The organism is Occallatibacter savannae (genome assembly GCF_003131205.1).
GTDB lineage: Bacteria > Acidobacteriota > Terriglobia > Terriglobales > Acidobacteriaceae > Telmatobacter > Telmatobacter savannae.
In genome coordinates, this window is sequence record NZ_QFFY01000006.1 from 227,066 (window position 1) to 248,398 (window position 21,333).

General features: G+C 54.5%; 20 protein-coding genes. 12 read left to right on the forward strand and 8 right to left on the reverse strand.

The genetic code is table 11. From position 1 onward, the window contains the following. Window position 1 precedes the first annotated feature (1 nt). Window positions 2-1,111, reverse strand: a complete 1,110-nt coding sequence (locus DHV10_RS21675; protein WP_109488507.1) for a substrate-binding domain-containing protein — start codon at window positions 1,109-1,111, stop codon at window positions 2-4. 305 nt (window positions 1,112-1,416) lie between these two features. Between DHV10_RS21675 and DHV10_RS21680 the strand changes: the two genes are divergently transcribed. Continuing rightward, window positions 1,417-2,913 (forward strand): glycoside hydrolase family 27 protein, encoded by a 1,497-nt coding sequence (locus DHV10_RS21680; protein WP_109488508.1) that lies wholly within the window; start codon window positions 1,417-1,419, stop codon window positions 2,911-2,913. A 12-nt stretch (window positions 2,914-2,925) separates the two neighbouring features. On the opposite strand, the gene DHV10_RS21685 is transcribed toward DHV10_RS21680, so the two are convergent. Further along, a complete protein-coding gene (locus DHV10_RS21685) occupies window positions 2,926-4,368 on the reverse strand; it encodes a glycosyl hydrolase family 28 protein (RefSeq protein ID WP_162601759.1) in 1,443 nt (480 codons plus the stop codon). A 56-nt stretch (window positions 4,369-4,424) separates the two neighbouring features. On the opposite strand from DHV10_RS21685, the gene DHV10_RS21690 reads away from it, so the two are divergent. After that, entirely contained in the window at window positions 4,425-6,689 is a 2,265-nt protein-coding gene (locus DHV10_RS21690; protein ID WP_109488510.1) for an alpha-galactosidase, read from the forward strand. 548 nt (window positions 6,690-7,237) lie between these two features. On the opposite strand, the gene DHV10_RS21695 is transcribed toward DHV10_RS21690, so the two are convergent. The 4 genes from DHV10_RS21695 to DHV10_RS21720 form a co-directional block, all read right to left on the reverse strand. Then, the gene (locus DHV10_RS21695; protein ID WP_162601761.1) at window positions 7,238-7,759 is read right to left on the reverse strand and encodes a hypothetical protein; all 522 of its coding nucleotides are present in this window, start codon (window positions 7,757-7,759) and stop codon (window positions 7,238-7,240) included. 97 nt (window positions 7,760-7,856) lie between these two features. Beyond that, entirely contained in the window at window positions 7,857-8,231 is a 375-nt protein-coding gene (locus DHV10_RS21700) for a hypothetical protein (protein ID WP_109488512.1), read from the reverse strand. Between the two features lie 670 nt (window positions 8,232-8,901). Next, on the reverse strand, window positions 8,902-9,171 hold the full coding sequence (locus tag DHV10_RS21710; RefSeq protein ID WP_109488514.1) for a hypothetical protein: 270 nt from the start codon (window positions 9,169-9,171) through the stop codon (window positions 8,902-8,904). Between the two features lie 276 nt (window positions 9,172-9,447). Next, window positions 9,448-10,017 carry a hypothetical protein gene (locus DHV10_RS21720; protein WP_109488516.1) on the reverse strand — a complete coding sequence of 190 codons (570 nt, stop codon included), beginning with the start codon at window positions 10,015-10,017 and terminating at the stop codon, window positions 9,448-9,450. Window positions 10,018-10,563: 546 nt separating this feature from the next. Between DHV10_RS21720 and DHV10_RS21725 the strand changes: the two genes are divergently transcribed. The 6 genes from DHV10_RS21725 to DHV10_RS21750 all read left to right on the forward strand — a co-directional run bounded on the left by DHV10_RS21725 (window position 10,564) and on the right by DHV10_RS21750 (window position 16,201). Next, window positions 10,564-11,370 (forward strand): hypothetical protein, encoded by an 807-nt coding sequence (locus tag DHV10_RS21725; protein WP_109488517.1) that lies wholly within the window; start codon window positions 10,564-10,566, stop codon window positions 11,368-11,370. Window positions 11,371-11,870: 500 nt separating this feature from the next. Beyond that, entirely contained in the window at window positions 11,871-12,359 is a 489-nt protein-coding gene (locus DHV10_RS21730) for a hypothetical protein (RefSeq protein ID WP_109488518.1), read from the forward strand. Continuing rightward, window positions 12,360-13,172: a hypothetical protein gene (locus DHV10_RS21735; protein WP_109488519.1), complete on the forward strand. Its 813-nt coding sequence runs from the start codon at window positions 12,360-12,362 to the stop codon at window positions 13,170-13,172. Window positions 13,173-13,428: 256 nt separating this feature from the next. Continuing rightward, on the forward strand, window positions 13,429-15,138 hold the full coding sequence (locus DHV10_RS21740; RefSeq protein ID WP_109488520.1) for a DNA polymerase: 1,710 nt from the start codon (window positions 13,429-13,431) through the stop codon (window positions 15,136-15,138). Beyond that, on the forward strand, window positions 15,104-15,442 hold the full coding sequence (locus tag DHV10_RS21745; RefSeq protein WP_109488521.1) for a hypothetical protein: 339 nt from the start codon (window positions 15,104-15,106) through the stop codon (window positions 15,440-15,442). The genes DHV10_RS21740 and DHV10_RS21745 overlap by 35 nt, the downstream gene beginning before the upstream one ends. 135 nt (window positions 15,443-15,577) lie before the next feature. Further along, the gene (locus DHV10_RS21750; RefSeq protein WP_162601762.1) at window positions 15,578-16,201 is read left to right on the forward strand and encodes a hypothetical protein; all 624 of its coding nucleotides are present in this window, start codon (window positions 15,578-15,580) and stop codon (window positions 16,199-16,201) included. Between the two features lie 316 nt (window positions 16,202-16,517). On the opposite strand, the gene DHV10_RS21760 is transcribed toward DHV10_RS21750, so the two are convergent. Continuing rightward, window positions 16,518-16,961 (reverse strand): dual specificity protein phosphatase family protein, encoded by a 444-nt coding sequence (locus DHV10_RS21760; protein ID WP_275425935.1) that lies wholly within the window; start codon window positions 16,959-16,961, stop codon window positions 16,518-16,520. A gap of 328 nt (window positions 16,962-17,289) precedes the next feature. On the opposite strand from DHV10_RS21760, the gene DHV10_RS21765 reads away from it, so the two are divergent. Genes DHV10_RS21765 through DHV10_RS21780 form a run of 4 tightly spaced genes read left to right on the forward strand, consistent with a single transcriptional unit; the run spans window position 17,290 to window position 20,113 of the window. After that, window positions 17,290-17,490 (forward strand): hypothetical protein, encoded by a 201-nt coding sequence (locus tag DHV10_RS21765; RefSeq protein WP_109488525.1) that lies wholly within the window; start codon window positions 17,290-17,292, stop codon window positions 17,488-17,490. Then, window positions 17,487-18,470, forward strand: coding sequence for a tyrosine-type recombinase/integrase (locus tag DHV10_RS21770; RefSeq protein ID WP_109488526.1), 984 nt, complete (start codon window positions 17,487-17,489; stop codon window positions 18,468-18,470). Before DHV10_RS21765 ends, DHV10_RS21770 begins: the two co-directional genes overlap by 4 nt. A 48-nt stretch (window positions 18,471-18,518) precedes the next feature. After that, entirely contained in the window at window positions 18,519-19,787 is a 1,269-nt protein-coding gene (locus DHV10_RS21775) for a DUF2130 domain-containing protein (RefSeq protein WP_109488527.1), read from the forward strand. Beyond that, window positions 19,784-20,113, forward strand: coding sequence for a hypothetical protein (locus tag DHV10_RS21780; RefSeq protein ID WP_109488528.1), 330 nt, complete (start codon window positions 19,784-19,786; stop codon window positions 20,111-20,113). The genes DHV10_RS21775 and DHV10_RS21780 overlap by 4 nt, the downstream gene beginning before the upstream one ends. An 826-nt stretch (window positions 20,114-20,939) precedes the next feature. Here the strand turns inward: DHV10_RS21780 and DHV10_RS21790 are convergent. After that, on the reverse strand, window positions 20,940-21,137 hold the full coding sequence (locus tag DHV10_RS21790; RefSeq protein ID WP_109488530.1) for a hypothetical protein: 198 nt from the start codon (window positions 21,135-21,137) through the stop codon (window positions 20,940-20,942). Window positions 21,138-21,333: the final 196 nt, after the last annotated feature.

A 21,333-nucleotide genomic window follows, 5' to 3' on the forward strand; every position in this document is an offset into this window, starting at 1 on the left:
CTCAGGCTTGGGCTTCGAGACGCTCCTGTAGGATGCTATCGCGGTCGATGACTCTGTGATCAGTGAAGTTATAGGGTGTTACTGCGTGTCCTTTCAGAATCGCGAGACCGAGCTGAATGAGCTGAGGGCCGTACTGCTCCATGTCTGTATACACCGTGCCAACCATGGGACTGTCGCGCCGCGCCATTTCTTCGAGGGCTTCAGGAATTCCGTCATGCCCGACGACCATTACATGCTTCTGACGTTGTAGTTCGCGAACGGCTTGTACGGCGCCGAGCGCAATGGAATCGTTGAGACTTACGATCAGAATGCCTTTCTCCTTTGGATGCCTGCGCAAAAAGCCAAGGGTCTGCTTGTAAGACACATCGGGTTTGCCTGCCGCGTCAGCTCGGGCGAAGAATTCCTGCGGGAGATCGGGAATAGCTTTGCGGATCGCGTCGAAGGCGCCAGCGATACGATTCGAGATGAAATCTCCACTCTGTGCGACGCCCAGCCCAACAACCCAGGAGACCTTGCCTTTCCACGTCTCGACAGCGTGCCTCGCCAACACTTCTCCGGCGCTGTGTCCGATACGGTAGTTGTCCGCGCCGAAGTAGGTGGCGTGCGGATGCGGCAGATCGACCGCGATCATCGGAATACCAGCTGCGGCGACCAAATCCCCGATCTCGGCCGCCACGCTTAGATCAGAGTTGAAGTCGATAATCAGGTCAACGCGTTCCTGAACGAAACGACGCGCGTTCGCGACTGCAGCCCGGGCTTCATAGTGATTGTCGAGAACGAGGAGGTCAATTCCGCTTGCGAGAGCCGCACGGCGCAGGCTCTCAGCCACCGTCCGGGAAAAGGGCATTTCATCCGACTGGCCTGCGAATCCGAAGCGCAGCTTCCGAGGTGTGCTGGAAATTCTGTAGAGGCCTTCGCTGTTCTGACTGAAGTATCCGCGATGAACGTAGGTGCGCAGTATGCGGTACGCGGTCGTCTTAGGGCAACGCGCAGCCTTGTAAATGTCTTCAAGGGACATGGGTTTCTGCGCCTTCTCAAGAAGCTCCTGAATGTCGAGGGCCTTCGAAAGAATGGGAACGAGGTAAAACGGTTTCGCCTTGCGTGCGGACACTTAATCTCCTCAGTAGATGACCATAAGTCACAAATGTTCCCTTTGCAATGATCCCTTAGTCCTTCGAGCATCTGGTTTCGGGCACGGAACGGTTTCGCGGGCTTCGACGTAGTGGGAGGTTGGGTTCGCCGGAGTTCGGAGGGAATGTTTCGAATGGAGAATCATTTCTGACGGTTGACGCCAGAATCTTGAGGATTTAGAGTTCCTCTGCACGCAGCGCACCAGCTCAGTTGTCCTGCAAATCATCTTTGGCACCATATGCGGTGTGTGCTTTTCTGAGCTACTTAAGCACGAAAGGACTTCCAATGCCTACCTCGCTCATGATGAGAGCCATCATCCTTTTTGCCTGCGCAATCTTCTCGCTTCCGGCTTCCACCCAGAGTCTCGCCGGGCGATGGGTCCTTCTTGGCAACATGCTGGAGAACGGAGAGCAGCAGAGGTCTATTCTGACGCTGGAACAGGATGGAAAGGCTCTAAAAGGTGATCTTCGATCTCTTGGATTTCAGAATGGCGTCGAAGGCAGCGCAACCGAAGGCCATTTCGAACTCTTTGGCGTGGGGTGGAACGATAAAAAGCCATTTCTGATCGGCGACGTTTCTGGTGGCGAGGTGAAGGGCACGATGTGGGGAAACAAATTCTTGGGCCATGTCGCATCCGCAGCCGACGATTTCCCAAAGCTTCCTTATCTGGAGCCTCCAGCCCTTGAAAAGGTGCCGTACAACGGCTTGGCCAAGACGCCGCCGATGGGGTGGAACTCGTGGAATCTCTTCGCCGAAAAGGTGGACGACAAGATAGTTCGGACTATGGCCGACGCTATGATTTCTTCCGGGATGAAGGACGCCGGCTACATATATATCAACATCGACGACACGTGGGAAGGAACGCGGGACGAGAACGGCGTTCTGCATACGAACCACAAATTCCCGGACATGAAGGCTCTTGCCGATTACGTTCATTCGAAGGGGCTGAAGATTGGGATCTACTCCTCACCCGGACCTCGCACCTGCGGTGGTTACCCGGCCAGCTATGGACATGAGCAGCAAGATGCCAAAATGTATGCAGAGTGGGGTATCGACTACCTCAAATACGATTGGTGTAGCGCCGGAACCATCTACAAGAACGACGCCCTGCAAGGGGTGTACCAGAAGATGGGCCAAGCTCTGCAATCGACAGGCCGGCCGATCGTCTACAGCCTTTGCGAGTACGGTATGGGGGAGGTGGAGAAGTGGGGGACTGAAGTTGGCGGCAATCTCTGGCGCACCACTGGAGATATCCGCGATGAGTGGGACTCGATGATGGACAACATTCACAAGCAGGACAAAACGTCACCCTACGCGGGCCCTGGCCATTGGAACGATCCCGACATGCTTGAGATTGGGAACGGCCACATGACATCCGACGAGTACCGCACACACATGAGCCTTTGGGCGCTCACGGCCGCGCCTCTTCTTGCCGGCAACGACATCCGCTCCATGTCGGACGAGACAAAGTCAATTCTGCTTAACAGGGAAGTGATCGCAATCGACCAGGATGCACTTGGCAAGCAAGCCAGTCCCGTGAAGAACGGCAGTCTGGAGACCTGGATGAAGCCGCTGGCTGATGGAGGCTTTGCGGTGGGTGTGGTGAATCTGGATAGCAAGGCGGCTCAGGCCACAGTAAATGTGGCAGACCTGAAATCGGCTAAGAAGCTCAAGTCAGCCCGCGACCTCTGGGCGCATAAACCGGTGAAGTTCTCCAACGGAAGCTATACAGCGGAGGTGCCCGCGCACGGCACACTGCTGCTGAAACTCTCAATGAATTAGGAGAGCGTCAAATCAACGGATGACGATACCGCTTGCGTACTCCTGCACCAACTTAAGCGCATCGGCGGTTGTCAACTTCCTGCCCTGATACTCCATTCCTTGCATCTCAACCTGACTGACAGCGTGGTCGCCATCGTATCCGGCGATCACGCTGTAGGGAAGCAAACCGCTGACCACCTGTAGATTGCGGACCCGAATGCCGCGTATTGTTCCGCGGCGTCGGCTGAGTTGTCCTTTCTCCTGTGCTCTGTAGCAGAGAGCGGCATCCCACGTGCCGCCACGGTCCATGCGCTCATGAATTTCCTTGTCGTCTACGGGCCGATCGGGTCCGTAAGGGGCGTACACAACGGCCAAGTCAATCAGCTTACGGCGAACATCTTCAACGCGAATGTCGTCATAGTCGATGTTCTCGACGGCTGCCGAATCGCCATTATGGATGCTGATTGCGGCGCCTCGCTCGATATGAATCAAGTCCAGGTCCTGGAATCGAATGTCGTGGGTCGCATGGGATCGTGTTTCAAATCCAATCTCTATACCGTTGCCACCACGCGGCATATTCCACAATACCGAGTGGCGCACGGTCACGTCTGATGTTTCAAGATCCGCAAGGTTCTTAACCACCACACAGTCATCGTTAGTGCGGATGAAGACATTTTCAACGACAACGTGGCTTGAGGACACGAGATCGAGTCCATCATCGCCATACCTGGATCCGGGGTTCAGAACTTTGATGCCATTGATGTGAGATCCATTCGCGTGGTGGAGGTGAACGGTCCAATCCTGGCTGTTGACCACTGTGATGCCTTCAATCCACGCGTTCTGCGTGTCTTCGAGATAGATTGGAGATCGGCCACCGTACGGGGCTTCCGATTCGGTGATAGTAGAGCCATCGAGAACGCCGAATCCCCGGATTGCCACATCTCTGACACCTCTTGCTCGAATGGCGCCCTTCACCCAGGCTCCCGCCGCCAGATAGACGGTCTCGCCCGTGCGAAGCTCAATCACCCCAGCTTCATGCACTCCCGGGCCGAAGTAGCGGAGCCGCCCGCTCGATCGCTCAACCGAATCCTCCTCTGGGGCATGCGGGAACAGATGCACCACGTGCGCGAGGTCATTGTTGAACTCAACGGTGAGAGGGGTCGTGTCTGAAATGGTGAAGGCAAGATCACGATGATTTGGAGCAATGGTGGCGTGGATCTTGGCCGACAATGGGCGCACCTCTACCCACCTCACATCGAACCCGGCGTGAATGGATATATTGCTCTGGAGAACGAGTGGGAAGATGGCAAAGCTCCCCACGTCAGTAGCGTGCATGGCTACATCGGAGGAGTTAACCGCGACGGTGAACAGGTCCTCGGGATGGTCAGGGCACTGGGTCCCGGGAGATGCCTGCGCCATACAGAACAGGGGTGAGCTGAACAGGACAACGACTAGACCGGCGAATCTTATCCTCATCGAAAGTTCCTTTACATAGATGGCTGTTGCTAAATACATTTTAGAAACAATTTCCCATGAAGAACATATCAGACAACGTTGCCGTCTCGCAGGTCAAAGCTTCCAAACCTCCCGGGGGTTCGCGCCAAACGTGCATCCACCGTCTGTTGCTGCTCGTGGCCATTGTTCTGAGCGCGATACAAATGGCTTGGGCAGCAGAGTGGAAATATGTTCGTGAAGGATACACGTTCCGCTGGGACCTAGATTCTGATCATGCGACTCTCGTCCGTACCGATAATAAGCAGAGAGTCTGGGAAGGCGGAGTACTGCCTGCGTTTTGGCTCAGGGTGCATGACCGAAGCTATGAACTGGATGCGGGCAAAGTCGATTGGAGCCGATCTCAACTCGGTCCTCAGGGCGGCAAGCTGACGGCCAATTACAGGTACGGGCGAGCGCAAATCCAGTTTCGTGCACTGGCAAATGGAATCTCGTTCGATTCGGTGCATATGGAGTGGGCGCATCCAGTGCCGGAGATCGTTGACGTCTATTTCGGGGTATCAAGGTTGACGGATCGGCAACGGCGCACAGTGGCCAGTCTGGAAAGGCCGTTCTGGCCCAACTGGCAGGCAGAGGGATATGCCATTCCTTCTGCCAAGAGTTCGCCGGTGCTGAGCTTCTTCCGCGCCTCTGTGTTCGGAAATACAGAATTTCCGCTGGGCACCTTCAACACCTCCGGTCAGTTGTACGCAGCTGCTTTCCCGCGGCCGATCTACGCGGGAGCGATGGGAGGCGACGCAGGATGGGTGGCACTCGGCGCAGGAGATATCCCGGATGGTGCTATGTATCTGCAGGTGCGCGCAATGTGTGGCGCACTTCGATATGGGTACAGAGAGGACTTGTGGGGAGCGGGCCCCGATCGCCGCGAGTGGCAACTTCCTCTCGTTCTTCAATGGGGCAAAACAGCCTGGGACGCGTATGCCTCGTTGTTCGCTTCAATCGGCGATGGACTCCCGGTATCGGCTGTTCATCAGAAAGCCCACTGGAACAGCTGGGGCGACTTTCAAAAAGAGGACTATAACGTTCGCGAAATCGCGGATGTGGCCAAGAGCTTCGATGCAGAGGAACTCACACTCGACATGGGTTGGGAGACCTTCGAGAGTAGCGGCATTCCGAATCATCAACATATCCCTGACTTCGAAGGCGCGATCTCGTACATTCACGCTAAAGGTCTGGACCTTGGTTTCTGGCAATCGCTCACTTGGGTTAAAGACCCGGCAGCGGTAGGCTTATCGGACGCAGATCTTCTCTGTGGAGCGGATGGGAAGCCCCGGCTGAATAACAACTTCCACAATCCCTTCTGGTCTGATTCGAGCTACTTCGTTCTCGATCCAAGTTCAGATCGGGCGCAGCAGTTCCTGCGCGAGCGCACGCGCAGGACTCTTCAGACCACAGGAGCGAAACTTCTCAAGCTGGATTTTGCTTATGCCTTGCCGCCTCCCGATGTGGCCGTGCCCCGCAAACGCGCGATGCGAGGCGAGAGATATGCGTACACGCTGCTCAAGATTGTTGGGGATGCAGCCAGAGAGGTGGATCCCGACGTTACTCTTCAGTACTACGGTATTAGTCCGCTCCTGAAAGGCGTCTATAACCTTGTCGCCCTCGACGATCTGGCCGACGCTGGAAACGATGAGCCTGGCGGGCACGCCCAATGGAGCGTCTGGGCGGCTCTTGCCGGAATGCGGGGCTTCGCATTGATGGCCTCGAGCGGCTATGACTGGCACTCTGATCCGGAAATCTTGCTGGACACCGCAGTGCTTGGCGCTCCTGGTACGGTTCTGCATCGATCGCTTCCTGACGGTTCGAAGGTCCCGGATTACTTCGTGACTCGACGCCGCGCACTCAATCGCTGGTATCGTCGACAGGTGGGTTGGCAGCCGCTCTGGTTGAATAGCAGTAAGGGCTCTCTCGAAGGCGAGCCTAGTCTCAAGTGCTGGGGCCGCCTGGAGGATGGAGGCAAGCTCACGGTTCTGACGCTTCGCGGTGCCCAGTCGAGATTGGATGGCTATTCGGGTGCCGAGCGCCTCCGGTGGTCAGGACGTTGGGCTCTCATTTCCCAAGACAGCGGGGACATCTTCAGGACAAAGCGACTCGCCGTCATCCCCTTCGATTTCGGCAGCCTTTCGTTTGCACGTCGGATTAGGCCATCAAGGGTTCTTGCGGTGCACGCAGACGCAACGATGGAATACGCGAATTGGAAGTGGGGAGATGGCCTTCTCACCATCGGCACGCCACCAGCTCAGCAAGATTTCGATGCTTTGCTGGGCTTCCTGGTCGAGGACTAGACGTTCATCGCTTCCATACAGAAGAGGTATTGTTTGGTGCTTCAAAACGTTGCTTCAGCCATCTCTGATCCAAGTACTTTTCGGACTCGAGCACAGTCGATACCGATAAACGGGTATGTGGCCAACGATCCACTTTGACGTAGAGTCGCCATGTCGCAATCTCGGACTTGTGACCCCTTGGAGCAAGTACGCATCCAGCTCTTGCCGTGCAAATCACGGATAGGTACCGGTAGACGAGCTAGGAAGAAGGGAAGAGGCCTGAGATGTATCCCCGGATCGTAGACGAACAGATGTCGTGCTGATTGGGCACGAGCTTGGGCGGGAGCAGTGAGGCGCACGTACCGGGATCTTGGCCCTGTTCTCATACTTCCGAAAGGGATTGAGGGTCGAGTCTGGTCGATTGCTGCACACAATTGGCACACATGAAGAGCAGGGAACTGCGGTGAATAGCGGGTTTCAGGGGGGGAGTCCGCCTGATCATCATTCAGGCAGAGTGGGGACTTCTTCGAGCGAGACTGATCCGGACCGTTTTGAAGAGTATTCATCGCTCACCGCTCGTATTCTTCGTGCCAGCGGTGGGCCAACTCCTCGACTCGACGGAGGTCGCCGGAGATCACAGACTCGACGAGTAGTTTCAAGCGGCGATACTCGACCGATGGTATCTGTGTTTTGGTGCGCGGCTGCAGCGGCTTCTCTCCCAGCAGAAATCTCAGATCAAGATCAGTCGCGGTCTTGCGCTTCCACTTTCTTACCAACGCGGCGGACAACCCAAGAAGGATGCATTCCTCCTCATAGCTAGGGATTTGATCCGGAATACGTCTGCCCGGCTGAGTGGTAAGTCTCTTCATTGCGGTCAATGCCGGAAGCAGAGCTCTACGCGTGGCCGCGTCGTACACGAAGGTCGTGTTCTGACAACCCCGTATGAGATAGAGCAATAAATCGTGCAGTCTCTCGTATCCCAGACTCTCGAAATCGGCTGTCGATATCTGCTCCAAGGCCCTACCTCCGTGCCCGGGCACGGAGGTGAGGTTCATCGGATTGGCGGGGACAATTGCATTTTTACGATTCATCAGATCCTAAATTCATTGAGGTGATCCGGTTCGAGACGTGCTCTCAATATCGCGCGCTGCGAGCCGTAGCTGCGGGCAGCTATGGGTAGATTCTCCGTTACTCAGCCCTGGGATCTCCTCTGAGATAGATATTTCGACGTGCTTCTTCCAGGAATTTGGGGGCTTCACTGCTGCTCCACTGATCCAAGCAAACTGTGAAGACAAGGAGGGGCTTTGGATTCGAAGGAGTGGCAGAAAGCCGCAATAGCTCTGTTTTCCCAAAGAGAATGGTTTCGTCTCTTTCATCTTGAACGACGACGGGGACACCATTCGCATAGGCTTCGATGGCTCGGATCATCGGTTCCTTTAATTCGTCCGGTAGTCGAACACAGTTGCGCCGGATCTGGCTAATCGCGAGCTCCATATGGACCGCCCTGTGATTCCTGGGATCTGGAATATCAACTGCACTGACAATTAGCTCGATTTTGCGCATTCGGACAATCCTACCTTCACAGCCTCTTCACTTTGTTGCAGACGACAACGTCTTCCAATCGCAGCCTGTCTGGGATACCAGCATTCAGGCTCTTTACAGTAATGTGGCCTTCGATTGAAATGCTGCAGTTGCCTTGGCCCGTAGACTCCCAGCATCGGCACTAAGCTACTATGTACCGGAAGTCAGCTTTACGGCGTCGGGTGGCATTCCGTTCTGGGCGAGGTATCGCTGGAGCCGGCGCTCTACAATCAGCCCAAGTTGGGCCCCAATGACCGCCTGACAGCCGGAACAAAAGTCACTCTGTTTGGCCGAGTCCCTCGTGTGCAACATAGATGTGCACTGCTCGCACAAGAGGCTTGCAGCGAGGGCCGCGTTCAAGGCCTCATTGATCGTGTGCGCATCAAATCTAAGTGTTGCCTTCAGTAATTCAGGGAGGCATGCTCCCCCGTCACCTTTCCTTTCGACTCCCATGATCTGTCTCCTTCCCAGCGTCTCCGCTTAGTCATAACGTTTTGCAATCTCTGACAATTGATCGACCGATCAAATGCGCAGTCCGGCGATTACCAGGGCGGCGGCAATGCGTCCCGAACGGTAGTGACCCGTGCTCTGCAGGTACTCAACGTCCGGCAGCTAACAGCCGTTGCACTCGCGCAGTATGGCTTTCAGAGAATCAGTAACCTCTGGACGCCTGCCTTTTCAGCAGGTTGTCCACTGCGCGAGCCCAGTGGTTGTAATGAGCGACCGTGCAAGAATTCAGAGCTTGCTTAGCGGCATCGCGACTGATGCTGTGGCGCATGACGAAGGTGTTAGTAAGCAAGTCGAGAATTCCGTACGAGCCCGGGCGGTACTTGCTCGTCCGTCGCATGCAGCGGACCAGGAAGCGCTTTGCTTCGAGACCGTTATCGAGATCGATAGTGACGTCTTTCAACATGATTTCCATCTTGTTCCTCCTTTGCGTTTTGGGGCTGGTTTTGACAGCCAGGTTTATCTGATCGCGGTGAGCCGCTTGTTGCGGAGAAGATCTCTAGCATCTCGCTGCGCGCATGACCGCCGTTGTGATCTCGCTCCCAAGAAGCACATCTGAATCAGGGTTGCGTCTTCTGCAATGTTGAGGTGTACGGTGGCATGAGCGTAGGATTCGGTCGCTAATGTGATCGGGCCATCGTTCTCTTCCATGATTGTCAGCATTGGTATCTCCTTCATCCGGTTATCGCCATCATGCTGCCCATTTTGGGGAACAAAGATCGGCGACCTCACCATACTCGACGGTGCCTTTCTTCAAAAGAAGATTCACCAAGCGTGTGTGCCAAGCCTTCTCTAACAGGAGCCGATCCCAGGCGTCAGCTAGCACTCGGTTGATCCACTTGTCGACAGCGCCCGGAGTGGAGAACTTTCTGACTTCCTCTCTGGCGGTGTACCAATCGTCATAGGAGCCTCCAAACAAGTCTCTACCTGTAAACGTTCCGCTGCTCTTCCAGTCGATGCGTTCCCCAGCCAGACCCGCCATGGAAAGACACGCCCAATCCCAATCATTTGCGTAGTTCACAGTTCCTATGTTGTGGCGGAGCCCACCGAGAGCCGTACGAATCACCGGCGCCTCGGAGCCGATCATGTGCATCGGATAGATGGGCAGGTAAGGAACGATCGTTACGTCCCTGAACTCAACGTCAATCATCAGTGCGAAGACGGCATGACCAGCTTCATGCTTCGCACGATCTAGGAGTGCACGCTTTTCGGCCGTCTTAGTTCTGGTGCGTTGGTCCTGCCGCCGTCTCCCTCTATCCATTAGAATCCTCCCTGTGGTAACTTCAATCTAAGAGGAGTCGCTCTTTCCGACCTCTGATTCTCTATTGGCCTATGGCCCCACTTTAAGATGTGAGCCCGGCTGGGCCGGAGAATCCAGCCGGGCTGTTCGCCAAGCACGCAGTGCTTGGCATGAGCGGGTGAAGTCAGTCCCGCTCAAACTTGCGGTGGACCATTCGCTCCCCTCAAATCTGTTTGGATCTTGCTCTCAAGTCTTCAGTCATTTCAATGACAGCAAACACACGTCATTGACCGACCTTTCTGTCCTTGACTTCTTTGAGCTTCTGAGTTATTGGGCGCACGAGCCCGGACTTTCCAGCTGCAATCAACTCGACGTGCACGGCGCAATTCCTCAATGGGTGGTGCGCCTAGATGTAGACTTGTGTCCAGTTCGCTTCGGAAAACTGACCTCACTCGGGCATGCGAAGTTAGTCCAAAGGGCTGCTGGCCGTCGAAATGTTTGGGCTGTACGTACGAGGTTTCAGAAGGGGCTGCATAAGACGTTTGCCGGGGCTGGAAAAGGGAGCTTATGAGCCAAGACAAGGCACGGATTGGTCCAAAGAGCGGATCTCAGGAAGAGCAGATTCGGACTAGCATTCTCGACAGTTATAAGCCCTCAGATGGGTGTCCTCCCTTGAAAGATCATTGGGGCGGTTATAGCCTGGCTGCGATTCCCTGGTTACCCGCATTTGCGGAGCAGGTAGCAGGTGATAAAAATCGAAGAGACGCGTGGAAGTCCCTGACTGAGAGGTGCGACTCTTCATATTTGATTGATCTCGTCTATGTGTTTACTCGGAAGAGTGGTGTCCTGGCTGATGATGATCAGGAAGATGCGAGTGCAATCAAAGAGGCTCTTGATCATGTTCTGAAGCGCTATGAAGATCTTGAGAAAGAGATTCGCAAAGTTGTGCACAATGACGATTTTCGATCTGAAGTGCTGAATCGGGAGCTTGAATTCCAACGTCAATTCAGGTTCTTGGATGCATCGTGTAAGCACATGAGGAAGCTGCGAGACTATTTTGCTCGTCGAGGGTTACGCAAACGCGACCCTCGGGACTGGTACTTGATGCTGCTTTGCAAGCACACCATGGAAGCTACAGGCTCCATTCACGAAGAAGAGATAGTGACTCTGATCGAAGCTGCCTATGATGCTCATCAACACACACGGAGAGCGGTAACGACAGAGGTTGTTGTGAGACAGCTCCGGAGGGCGGTTAAGCATTACGGAGCTGAAATCTTCGATGGTCGTGTGTATTTTAGATTCCAGGAGATAATTCCCTCAGAGCTCGACCCACCCAGGGAATCGGAGATCGATGACTCAGATTTTCCCTTTTAGATTCTCGCGCCGTCTCTGCAGCAGCAGATTTCCTATATCGGTTCTATTGCCTTCTCGTAAGGCTGGCTAACCTAAAGCCGGCTACGCACTGTAAGGGGTTTGTTGTCCAGCTAGACCTCGAAGGAACCGGGCCCTCTGATGCAGATCGACGAAGAGTGCTCACTAGTTGCGGTTTGATCCAAATTCATTGCGAGCAAAGTGATCCGTTGCTTTGGGGGGGCGCCCTCTGGTGTTGCGACTATGACTTGCTTCAGCTTAGATATCAAGTTTCCGAAACTGGAAGTCTGGATCGGAGCTCTCCGCGCACCACCAATGAGTGAGCTGCGAAGGTACTGTGGCATGCATCTGCTGCAGTCTCATTTATAAACGAGCACGCGGATTCAAGCTATGCGCCAACAAGACCAGAGGGTTCTCACAAATATTAAGCTTCTCTTTTGTTCTTGCCTTTGTTTTTGTATTTATATTGCAGGGTGAGTGCATAGCCTAAATTGCTTCGAGCCATGCGCTTAGAGGTTTTCCCTAATTTAATGGGAAATCTTCACTTTTCCCTAAAAAACTGGCATTTTGGGACTCACGTTCTCGACGACGTTCCCAGCCTAAAGCAGGTGACGATCACCGCAGACGGCCATTTCTCAGATCCAGCGGGTCTGCCCTGCAAGCATCCTGACCTGCTTCTTCATAAGCTAAATCGAAAGTCTAAACATTTCCCGAATATCAATTCCTCTGAATGTGGGAGCGTTGAGCACCTCAGCAAACTGGGGTTCCAAGAAGCCATCCACCGAAGAGGTCTCATGACTGAAGAACCAGAAGTAAATGAAACACACGCCCTGATTGCGGAATACATCCGCAATCATCCTGACGACAGTTTCCAAACCATCGCCTCGCGACTCGGAGTGGCACTGTCCACCGTCAGTCGCATCGCGCGTACGAACGGTCTGTCACGCCACAATAGCATCACTATCAACCCTAACTTACTAGAGGAAAAATAAATGAATATACACGATGATCTACTCTACTCTGAAGTCGAACTCGAAGATACAATCTCAGCCTCGATACCCCTAGCGACCGAGAGCTATGCTCCCGACTCCGCAATCGTAAGCCAGTTTGGTGCACAGGAGTCGGAACCGAAAGTCACTGGCACAAACGCGACCTCAAAGATCGCTAGTGCTCCCGGTATTCCGACTCTGCCTGCCACGGGTGCCGTGGGCGCGTTCGATGCTCCTCAGATATCGACTCAGATAGCGACTGAGGACGTCTTCTCGGCTGCGAACTTCTCGCCTTCGGATTCGTCGTCGCGCTCCATTGATGACCTGGCAATCGAACTCCGGACTCCGTCCGATGAAGAATTCGTCAGGGTTTCAACAAACCCGCAACACACCCTGACTGCACCACTGCTGGTCGTTAGCCGCGAAGACGGTTACGGTAAGAGCTACCACCTGCTCACACCCATGATGCGTGGCTGGGCGAAGAACCAGCCGAGTCTTCATAAGTTCGTGAAGGAGATGCGACTCTATCTTTTCGCGAACCAGGACGGCGAGTATGGTCTCTGGCCGATTCGCGATTCTTTCGATAATTGGTCAGTCAGCGATATGCAAGTGGTCGAAACGGCCAAGAAGATGTGGACACGCCGTTATAATGCGGGCAAAGTTCGCAAGGCGCATACGTCGACCTCGATCGAGTTCCAGATCGAGTGGCCGAACAAGTCGATGTTCGGCGCGGATGGCATTCTCGCCCAAGTATTCGGTGACGCGTTTGTAATTTCGTCTTCCGACAATCCCACGATCAAGCGTCTGCTCCGGTAGATCGTTCACGTCGTGGGCAAGCGATCTACTCATCCAACTCAACAACCTCGGAGCAGACATCCTGCACATTTGGATCGCGGACTCCGAATTCTACGGCGCCGATGGGAACTGTCCAGTTCCCGTCTGTGTCGTGCTTCATAACCCTATAACAAACCAGACCATTCATGTTTGGGTTCAACCCGGTGAAAGGCCACATTGCCCAATCCCACTCGACAACTCGACCCTGTTCATTGCATATGCGGCTCAGGCCGAGTTGATGAGCTTTCTGCAGTTGGGCTGGCAGATGCCTCGTCGTATTCTTGATCTGTTTATTGAATATCGGCACCTGAACAACGAAGCCTACCGGCTACAGGAAATGAAATCGAAGAAGGCATTCGGTCTCCTTGCCGCAGCAAGCCGTTACGGGATTCACCTCGAGTCGGAGGACTACAAGCAGGAGATGCGTGACCTGATTCTTCGCGCACACCCGTACACTGCCGAGGAGCAGCAACGGATTCTCCACTACTGCGAAATGGATGTTCGTGAGACTGCAGCACTCGCTGAAGCGATGTGGCGTGAAATTCCTGACCTGCGCGCAGCGGTCTTCCGCGGTTCGAGCGCACGGGGCTTTTCGTGGGCACGGATGATCGGTATCCCGTTGGATGTTGATTTGCTGGAGCGCTTGAATCGCCGATGGTCGGGCGTAAGTGCTGCGCTTACTAACCAAGTCAAACAAGATTTCCCAATCTTCCATGAAGGATCAGCGGATATAGCGCCATCACTCTGGAAGGAATTCCTCGATCGACTTGGTTGGATCGAGAAGTGGCCACACACCCGAGGCAGTAAAAAGAAGGGTGGTGGCGCGAAGCGGCTGCCGAAACGAGATGAGAAGACACTTCGCGCAATGGCAAACGTGCATCCTGAGTTGGCCTCACTGCATGCATACCTTTGCATGCGCAACAGCACGAAGCTTGGTTTGAAGTTTCCGGTTGGATCTGATGGTCGGAGCAGAGTTCATTTCTGGGATTACGGCACGGTGACCTCACGCTGCTCGCCGAGTTCGTCGCAGTTCGTAATTCAAGGTGGGTCGCCGGCTTTCAGGCACCTCGTGAAGCCCCGCGAGAATGAAGTTCTGATTCAGATTGACTGGGCATCGCAGGAAATTTGGATAGCCGCATTCTTGTCAGGCGACCGCATTATGCAAGAGATGTTATCCAAAGGCGATCCTTATGTTGCCTTTGGACATCTCGCGAACCTGCTCCCAGCCGATGCGACCAAAAAACCTGAAAACTCTCCGTATTGGGCGACTGACCCAAATATAGCAAAGCAGCACACCGTGATTCGCAATCGTCTGAAGGCGGTCGCGCTTGGGGTCCTCTACGGGAAAACTGCATATACGATTGCCGCTGAAGAGGGTATGACTCTCGACGAGGCTAGGGCATTGCTTCGGATTCACCGTCGCCTCTTCAAGCGCTTCTGGAATTGGATCACGGGGGTCACGAGCGAGGCTCTCGCCACCCGCCGCATCTCAACACGCTTCGGGTGGACGCAGCAGCTGCTCTCAAGGAAAGAGCGAGAGGCTCATTTAAACGAAGAGGGACGAGTGAAAAGTATAACGAATTCGCTCCAAAATTTCCCAATGCAGGCTCACGGCGCGGAAATGCTTAGGCTAGCCATGACCTACGCAGCTGATCTGAAGGTGCCGGTTTGTGCCCCACTTCACGACGCAATCTTTGCGGTTGCGCCCGTAGAGGAGGAACAGCAGGTGACCGATTCTTTGTTGGAAGCAATGAGTCGTGCCTCCATGGATGTGATCGGCTGTTTGATTCCCACTGAGGTGGAGGTTATCCGCTTCCCCAACCGCTTTGTGCCCACGAAAAAGCCCGAGGCTATCGAGACGTGGAACGCAATGCTTAAAGCGCTTGAGCGCTTAGAAAGTGAAGAGGCTATAGATGAAAGATCCGTTTTCGAAGAACGAAGTGCTTGAGCCCGAACTCGAGCAAATTATCCATCGGTTGGCACGTGGCGACTATGACTTCGATCGCCCTCTGATGAGAGAGCCAGATGGGACGGTGAGGCTCCTCGATGCCTTCAGTTTTCCAATTGGGGCTTTGATCGAGGTTAAGAATTGGTTGAGAGGCAGATACATCGGCAATGGCTACCTGCTTGTCGACTTTGAATATCTGCTGATAGAGCGGGGCACCTTTCCATTTGAATGGATACCGATCCGTAAGCGGCGTGTCCGTCTCAAGCCTCACTGGCACGCTTCGGAAGTTGGAAGTGGCTCGTAGCCCGCAGCTGAATCTAGATAACTGCGTAGCGCTCTGCAGAAAACAAAGTTCCACGCTACCCAAACCACAACTGGAGGGCTTAATGCCCTAACCATTGCAATTAAATTACGAAAGGTTTAGAGAATGGAATATGAAATGACAGACAGCTACCGCGCTTTTCTACGTATGATGTGCCACTTCTGGGCGCCCGGACAAGATGAATATCTGGCGGGTGAGATCATCCAACAGTGGTCGATTCGCCAGGGCTACCGGCGCGAGATGGCCACTCTTCAGGCGGAGATCATGAAGCGCGAAGCAGTGCTCGGTGATCTTCTCCATCGCAAGAAGCAGCAGCTTTGCAAACTTGGTCGCAACGGCCGCTGGAGTGCTTGGCTCGAACAGAGCAAGATCCCTCGCTCGACTGCGGACAGGCTCGTAATCGACCACGCAGAATTTTTCGGGTTGAAGGAAGAGCTGAACCATCGCTCTGAGTCGGATCCGCACGATGGAACCATTTCGCAAGCCGCTCGTCGCACCACTGATCGACTGGGACACACTCTTCGCTCTCCACGCAGCCGCCTGACGTTTCTGAAGTGCCTTGGTGATCTTTTAGGGCTCGAGGTAGAGAATGGCGGCGATGAATCGGTGAAAATGTCGTTCACAGTACTTCCGGGGGAAACGTCCGAGGTCGTTCCTCCCATCATCGAAATGCAAGAAGATGGGTCAGTGAGGCCGATCAATTACGAATTGCGAGATGATGGCGAAGAGTCGGTGCTCTAGTCAAGTGGACAGGTGTCGCGTCGAGCTATTCGTTACGCTCGACGCGTCGCCTCGCGTTCTGTGTGGTGCGCACATCAACAGGCGAAGGCATCGGCTGGGTGCCGAAGCAGAGACTAAGGTACTATCTTTCCACCTAAAATTGTTCTGGTCTCGACACGACCCTGGTTGTCACGCGTGGTGATGACCTGCACGACAGGTCTACCTGCATAGTAAGTAGTGTTCGAGTCAACGGTGTTGCCTTGGTTGTCGCACAGATGTTGGAGTTGCCCTACGAGTTGGCCCTGGTTATCCCTCACGTCCATTGCGTTTTCCCCTCCTAGTTGTGAGTGTTCAGCTCTGATGCAATGCTCTCAACCAGAACGGCCGACGGATTTACCGCCGGACGAAGCTGCTCAAGAAAGTCTAAAGCTGATTTGAAGGTCATGAAGCCCGTTCGATCGAGAAACGCTGCGACCACGGCGGGAGAGCGCGATATGCCAGCGCTGCAGTGGACCAGCAACGGCCCTTCCCGCAAACTGTCTTCGATGGCGCTTAGAATCGCGTTGAGAAAAGAGGTCGCGATAGGACGGGCATCACGTACCGGCAGGTGGATATATCGGACTGAATTTGCTGATTGATGTACTGGCTCCTCGCAAAGCGTAAGCACCGTTCGGATGCCGTGCACATTTTCCATCGCTAAACTCTCAGCATCATTCGAATCCCCCAGGTAGAGGCGTTCCGAGATTTTGGTCAGCGATGTAGCGTGACGTTTGGGTCTCACACCTCTGGTATACCGATGCGAATGCAAGATTGAGGAAGTTTTATTGAAAAGACTCCTACTTTTTCGAATCGAGCCCGGTATACCGTGAGTAGGAAAGAAAACATTCGCTTTCCCAGGCGGCTCAAGACAATTAGTTGATCTAGTTTGATTCGCGCGAACGCTGCGCAAGCTTCCAGTTGTTCGGCTAGATTCAGGTAGCGAGCCCGCTCTTCGGGGATTCTGTCGAAGCTCAATGTCTGACTGATTTCCCGTCGGGCAGACCCCGCTGAAAATCGCAGTATTTTCGGCAAAAGTGTGTGTCTGCAGTGTGCGAGAAAGGAGACCCTACGTGGCGAGGAAGCTTGGCCAGATCATCCCTCGGGGCACAAATCGCTGGCTTGTCCGCGTCTCGCTCGGCCGCGATCAAGCTACCGGCCGGCGCCGCTACCTCAATCGCACTGTCACAGGTCCGCAGCGGAGGGCGCAGCAGTTCCTATCGACCGAGCTCCTCGCACGCTCCGAGACAGGGAATTGGTGGGTGGCGAGATGACGCTGAATGAGTACCTCGATCGTTGGCTCCATCTTGCCGCCCGACCGAGACTGCGTGCCAAGAGCTATGCGGATTATGCGGCGCTTCTTGCCCGGTACATCCGGCCAAGCCTCGGAGGTCACACGCTACAGGATCTAAAACCACTCGAGATCCAGGCGACGTATCAGAGCATGCTCGATCGCAAGCTTTCGCCCCGCACCATCCAGTACACGCACTCCGTCCTTCATGCCGCTCTCGAACAGGCGGTTCGATGGGGCCAGCTCGCACAGAATCCTGCCAACGGGCTTGCCCTTCCAAAAATCGAGCGAAAGATTCCCCGGGTTCTGACGGTCGATGAGGCAAGGCGCTTCCTCAGGGCGGCGCTAGAGACCCGCTATGGTGCGGTGTTTGCTCTAGCGCTTACTTCCGGTCTTCGTCCGAGCGAACTTGTTGCGCTTCGATATGCCGACATCGACTGGCTCCGGCAAACGGTCACGATTGAAAGGGCGCTTGTGAAGGGAAAGGGATGGCAATTCCAGGGAACCAAACGGCCGGCCAGTCGCCGCCAAGTGAAGTTGCACAACTGGGTCTTGCAACTCCTTCGGGCGAAGCGCCAGGAAACTGTCCCAACCGTTTCCGGTGCTGACCCAGGATCCTGCCAGATTTTCCAAACGCTCTCTGGCCAGCCGCTCAATAGTGATTACCTGGGCAGAGAGCTCAAGCGAATACTCGCGCAAGCAGGCTTGCCTCGGATCCGCCTGTACGACCTTCGTCACACCGCAGCTAGTCTGGCTCTTGCAGCCCACGTGCCGGCGAAAGTGATTTCGGAGCAGTTGGGGCACACGACCGTGGCGTTCACTCTGGATCGTTATGCGCACCTGCTGCCGCATCTGCAAACAGAAGCTGCTGAGCGGGTAGAGGCTCTGCTCGCGATTGCTCCCGGTCATCGGAAACCGCCTGTTTCGATTCATCCTCATTCCGTAGTTTCCGTCACAGCGTAGCTAATCGTCGTTTTATAAGCTCATCTGTTCCCACGAAAGGACGTCTTCATGGTCGAACCAGTCATCGTGTGTCCCTCTTGTCACACCGAGATCAAGCTCACTGAATCGCTGGCCGCACCCGTGGTCGCGGCGATCAAGCAAGAGTACGAAAAGAAACTTGCTGAGAAAGACACCGAAGTATCCGCACGTGAAGCGGTGTTGCAGAAGCAGGAGCAGGACGTAGCCAAGGCACGAGCACAGGTCGATGCGGCGATCGAGCAGGGTATCCGGAGAGAGCGCCAGACGATCGCAGCCGAAGAAGGGAAGAGAGCGCGCTTGCTCGTCTCCGATGAGCTCGAGGCGAAGTCGCGCGGTCTCGCAGATCTTGAACAGGTCATCGCCGCAAAGGACGAGAAACTGGCCGAGGCTCAAAAGGCGCAGGCGGAGCTGCTGCGGAAGGAACGCGAGCTGGACGATGCCAGGCGGGAACTAGATCTCACCGTGGAACAACGTGTACAGACTTCACTCGGCAGCGTCCGCGAGAAGGCCAGGCGAGACGTCGAAGCGGAGCTGAACCTTAAGGTGACGGAACGAGAGGAAACGATTGCCGGTCTCCAACGCCAAATCGAGATCCTTAAACAGAAAGCCGAGCAGGGCTCGCAGCAGCTGCAGGGCGAAGTGCAGGAGCTTGAGCTCGAGTGCCTGCTTGCTCAGAAGTTTCCCCTGGATCAGATCGATCCGGTACCGAAAGGCCAGTTTGGCGGTGACATCCTTCAGCACGTGCACAGCTCTTCCGGCCAGATCTGTGGATCAATGCTCTGGGAATCGAAGAGGACAAGGAACTGGAGTGATGGCTGGCTGGCGAAACTGCGAAACGACCAAAGATCTGCGAAGGCAGATATAGCCATCCTGGTCTCGAGAGCCCTACCCAAGGAGGTGGAATCGTTTGATCTGGTCGATGGGGTTTGGGTCGTCGATCCACGTTGTGCGATTCCAGTCGCCATCGCGCTGCGCCGGTCGTTGATCGATATCGCCAATGCGCGTCAGGCGAACGAAGGCAGACAGACCAAAATGGAAGTGATGTACTCCTACCTGACCGGTCCACGTTTTCGGATGCATGTGCAATCGATCGTCGAGAAATTCACCGCAATGGAGGAAGATCTTGCCAGCGAGAGAAGATCGATGGCTCGCATATGGGCAAAGCGCGAGTGCCAAATACAAGGAGCAATCGAATCCACTGCAATGCTCTATGGCGATCTGCAGGGCATCGCAGGCAGGAGTCTCGAGGAGATTGAGGGACTTGAGTTGCCACTGCTCTCAGAAGGAGCAGCGCAATGACGCCTGATATCGATGTTTCTTCAGCCCCCAATATGTATGCCATCGAGTTCGAGTTCGAGAGAAAGCTCGGTGTGTCGCTAATTCTTTCCTCGGCGTGTGCTTTGGCTGCAAGGATGAAGGCGTTACGGCTGTTTCCAGAGTACAAGCGGTTTGCGACTGCAGTTCATCTCCACAGTGTGGAATACGTAGAAATCGATTGGCAGACAGGTCGCATTATCGTGGTGAAGCAGCGGGACAGGGAGGTTATCTCCGGACTTCGTTCTGGCGGAGCCTCCGACGACGACCTTCACAACGATTGGCGCATTGAGGAATCAGGTGGGGTATAGACCAGAATCGGAGACCCTGGATCTGGGCTAGGAGGGCACTCAGGCAGCACGCGTCGAGACCTCGATTTGCAGAGCCGGAGAGGCCCTAGGTGGGATAAGAGGTAATTCCAATGTGCATTCGTGTCGGATTCTGGAAGGGTCTGTCGAGATGGCCATAACTTGGCCGAACGGCCATTTTATGGCGTAATTCCAAAAGTTGTAGATTCTCAGATGCTACAAAAGATGCGAAAAGAGAGCGAAAACTGATCCTGAACAGCAGTTTCATAGGTGCTGCAGTAGCTGTCAAACCAGCACCCTTCCGCTGGCCGGTGATCAGTTAGCGGTCGAAACGGAGTTCCTGGCTTTCACGCCAGGTCCGAAGGTCTCGTCTTCGATCTTTAGTTTTGAGAACGCAAATCTCCGGGCTCAGAACGAGCTAGGTATCAGGGAGCTGGGTTGCTGAACCCTCGTCAGTCTTCCTTTCCCGATTCGTTCTTAAGAACGCCGTAAAACGCTGGCCGGGTGTGCGACTTGTGTGCCGCATTTCCGTGTCGGACCGCAAGAAGGCTTGAATGTGTGCACTGCCTGAAGCGGGAAGAACTCGAAATAGTCGCGTTCATCGAACCATGCGCATTTGAACAGTTTCAGGGGAAGGCTCGTGCGAGGCGCCAATGCCAGAGCGTAGACAAGCAACTGGTTCACTGGCTCAACAGTCGCGGCCTGCGGTTTGTAGTCCAGCAAATGAATGAAGCCGTTTCTCACTTGCACCACATCGATGTGACCGGTGATCGGCGTCTTCGACTGTGGAAGGTCCATATAGAAGTTCGCAGATTTGTAGTTTGCGATCTCATCGGAGGTCAGGTAAACCGGAATGCTCGCCTACGAGAAGTGAGACAAAAGCCTGGTACACCGTTTTTTCTTCTTTTCCAAATTTCTTCACGATCCCGGTAGCAGCTCTGCCACCCGGCTTCTTCAACAACAGCCTGGTACGCAGCTTTTCTTCTTTCGAAGAATCCTGCCATGCGGCCAATTGCGCGATGTGCATTCTGGGACAATCGGATGAATGTTTTCCAACACCGCAACGAACCTTTTTGGTCAGGCGACACCCAGCGGCGCTACAATCTTGCCGTTGCGAGACTACTTACTGGGCCTGTGGGAATCGATGATGCGAATTCTAGGAAGCACGCATCGAACAGGATCACGCCTGTGTGTATCTCTTCCTCAGACCTACAATGACATGC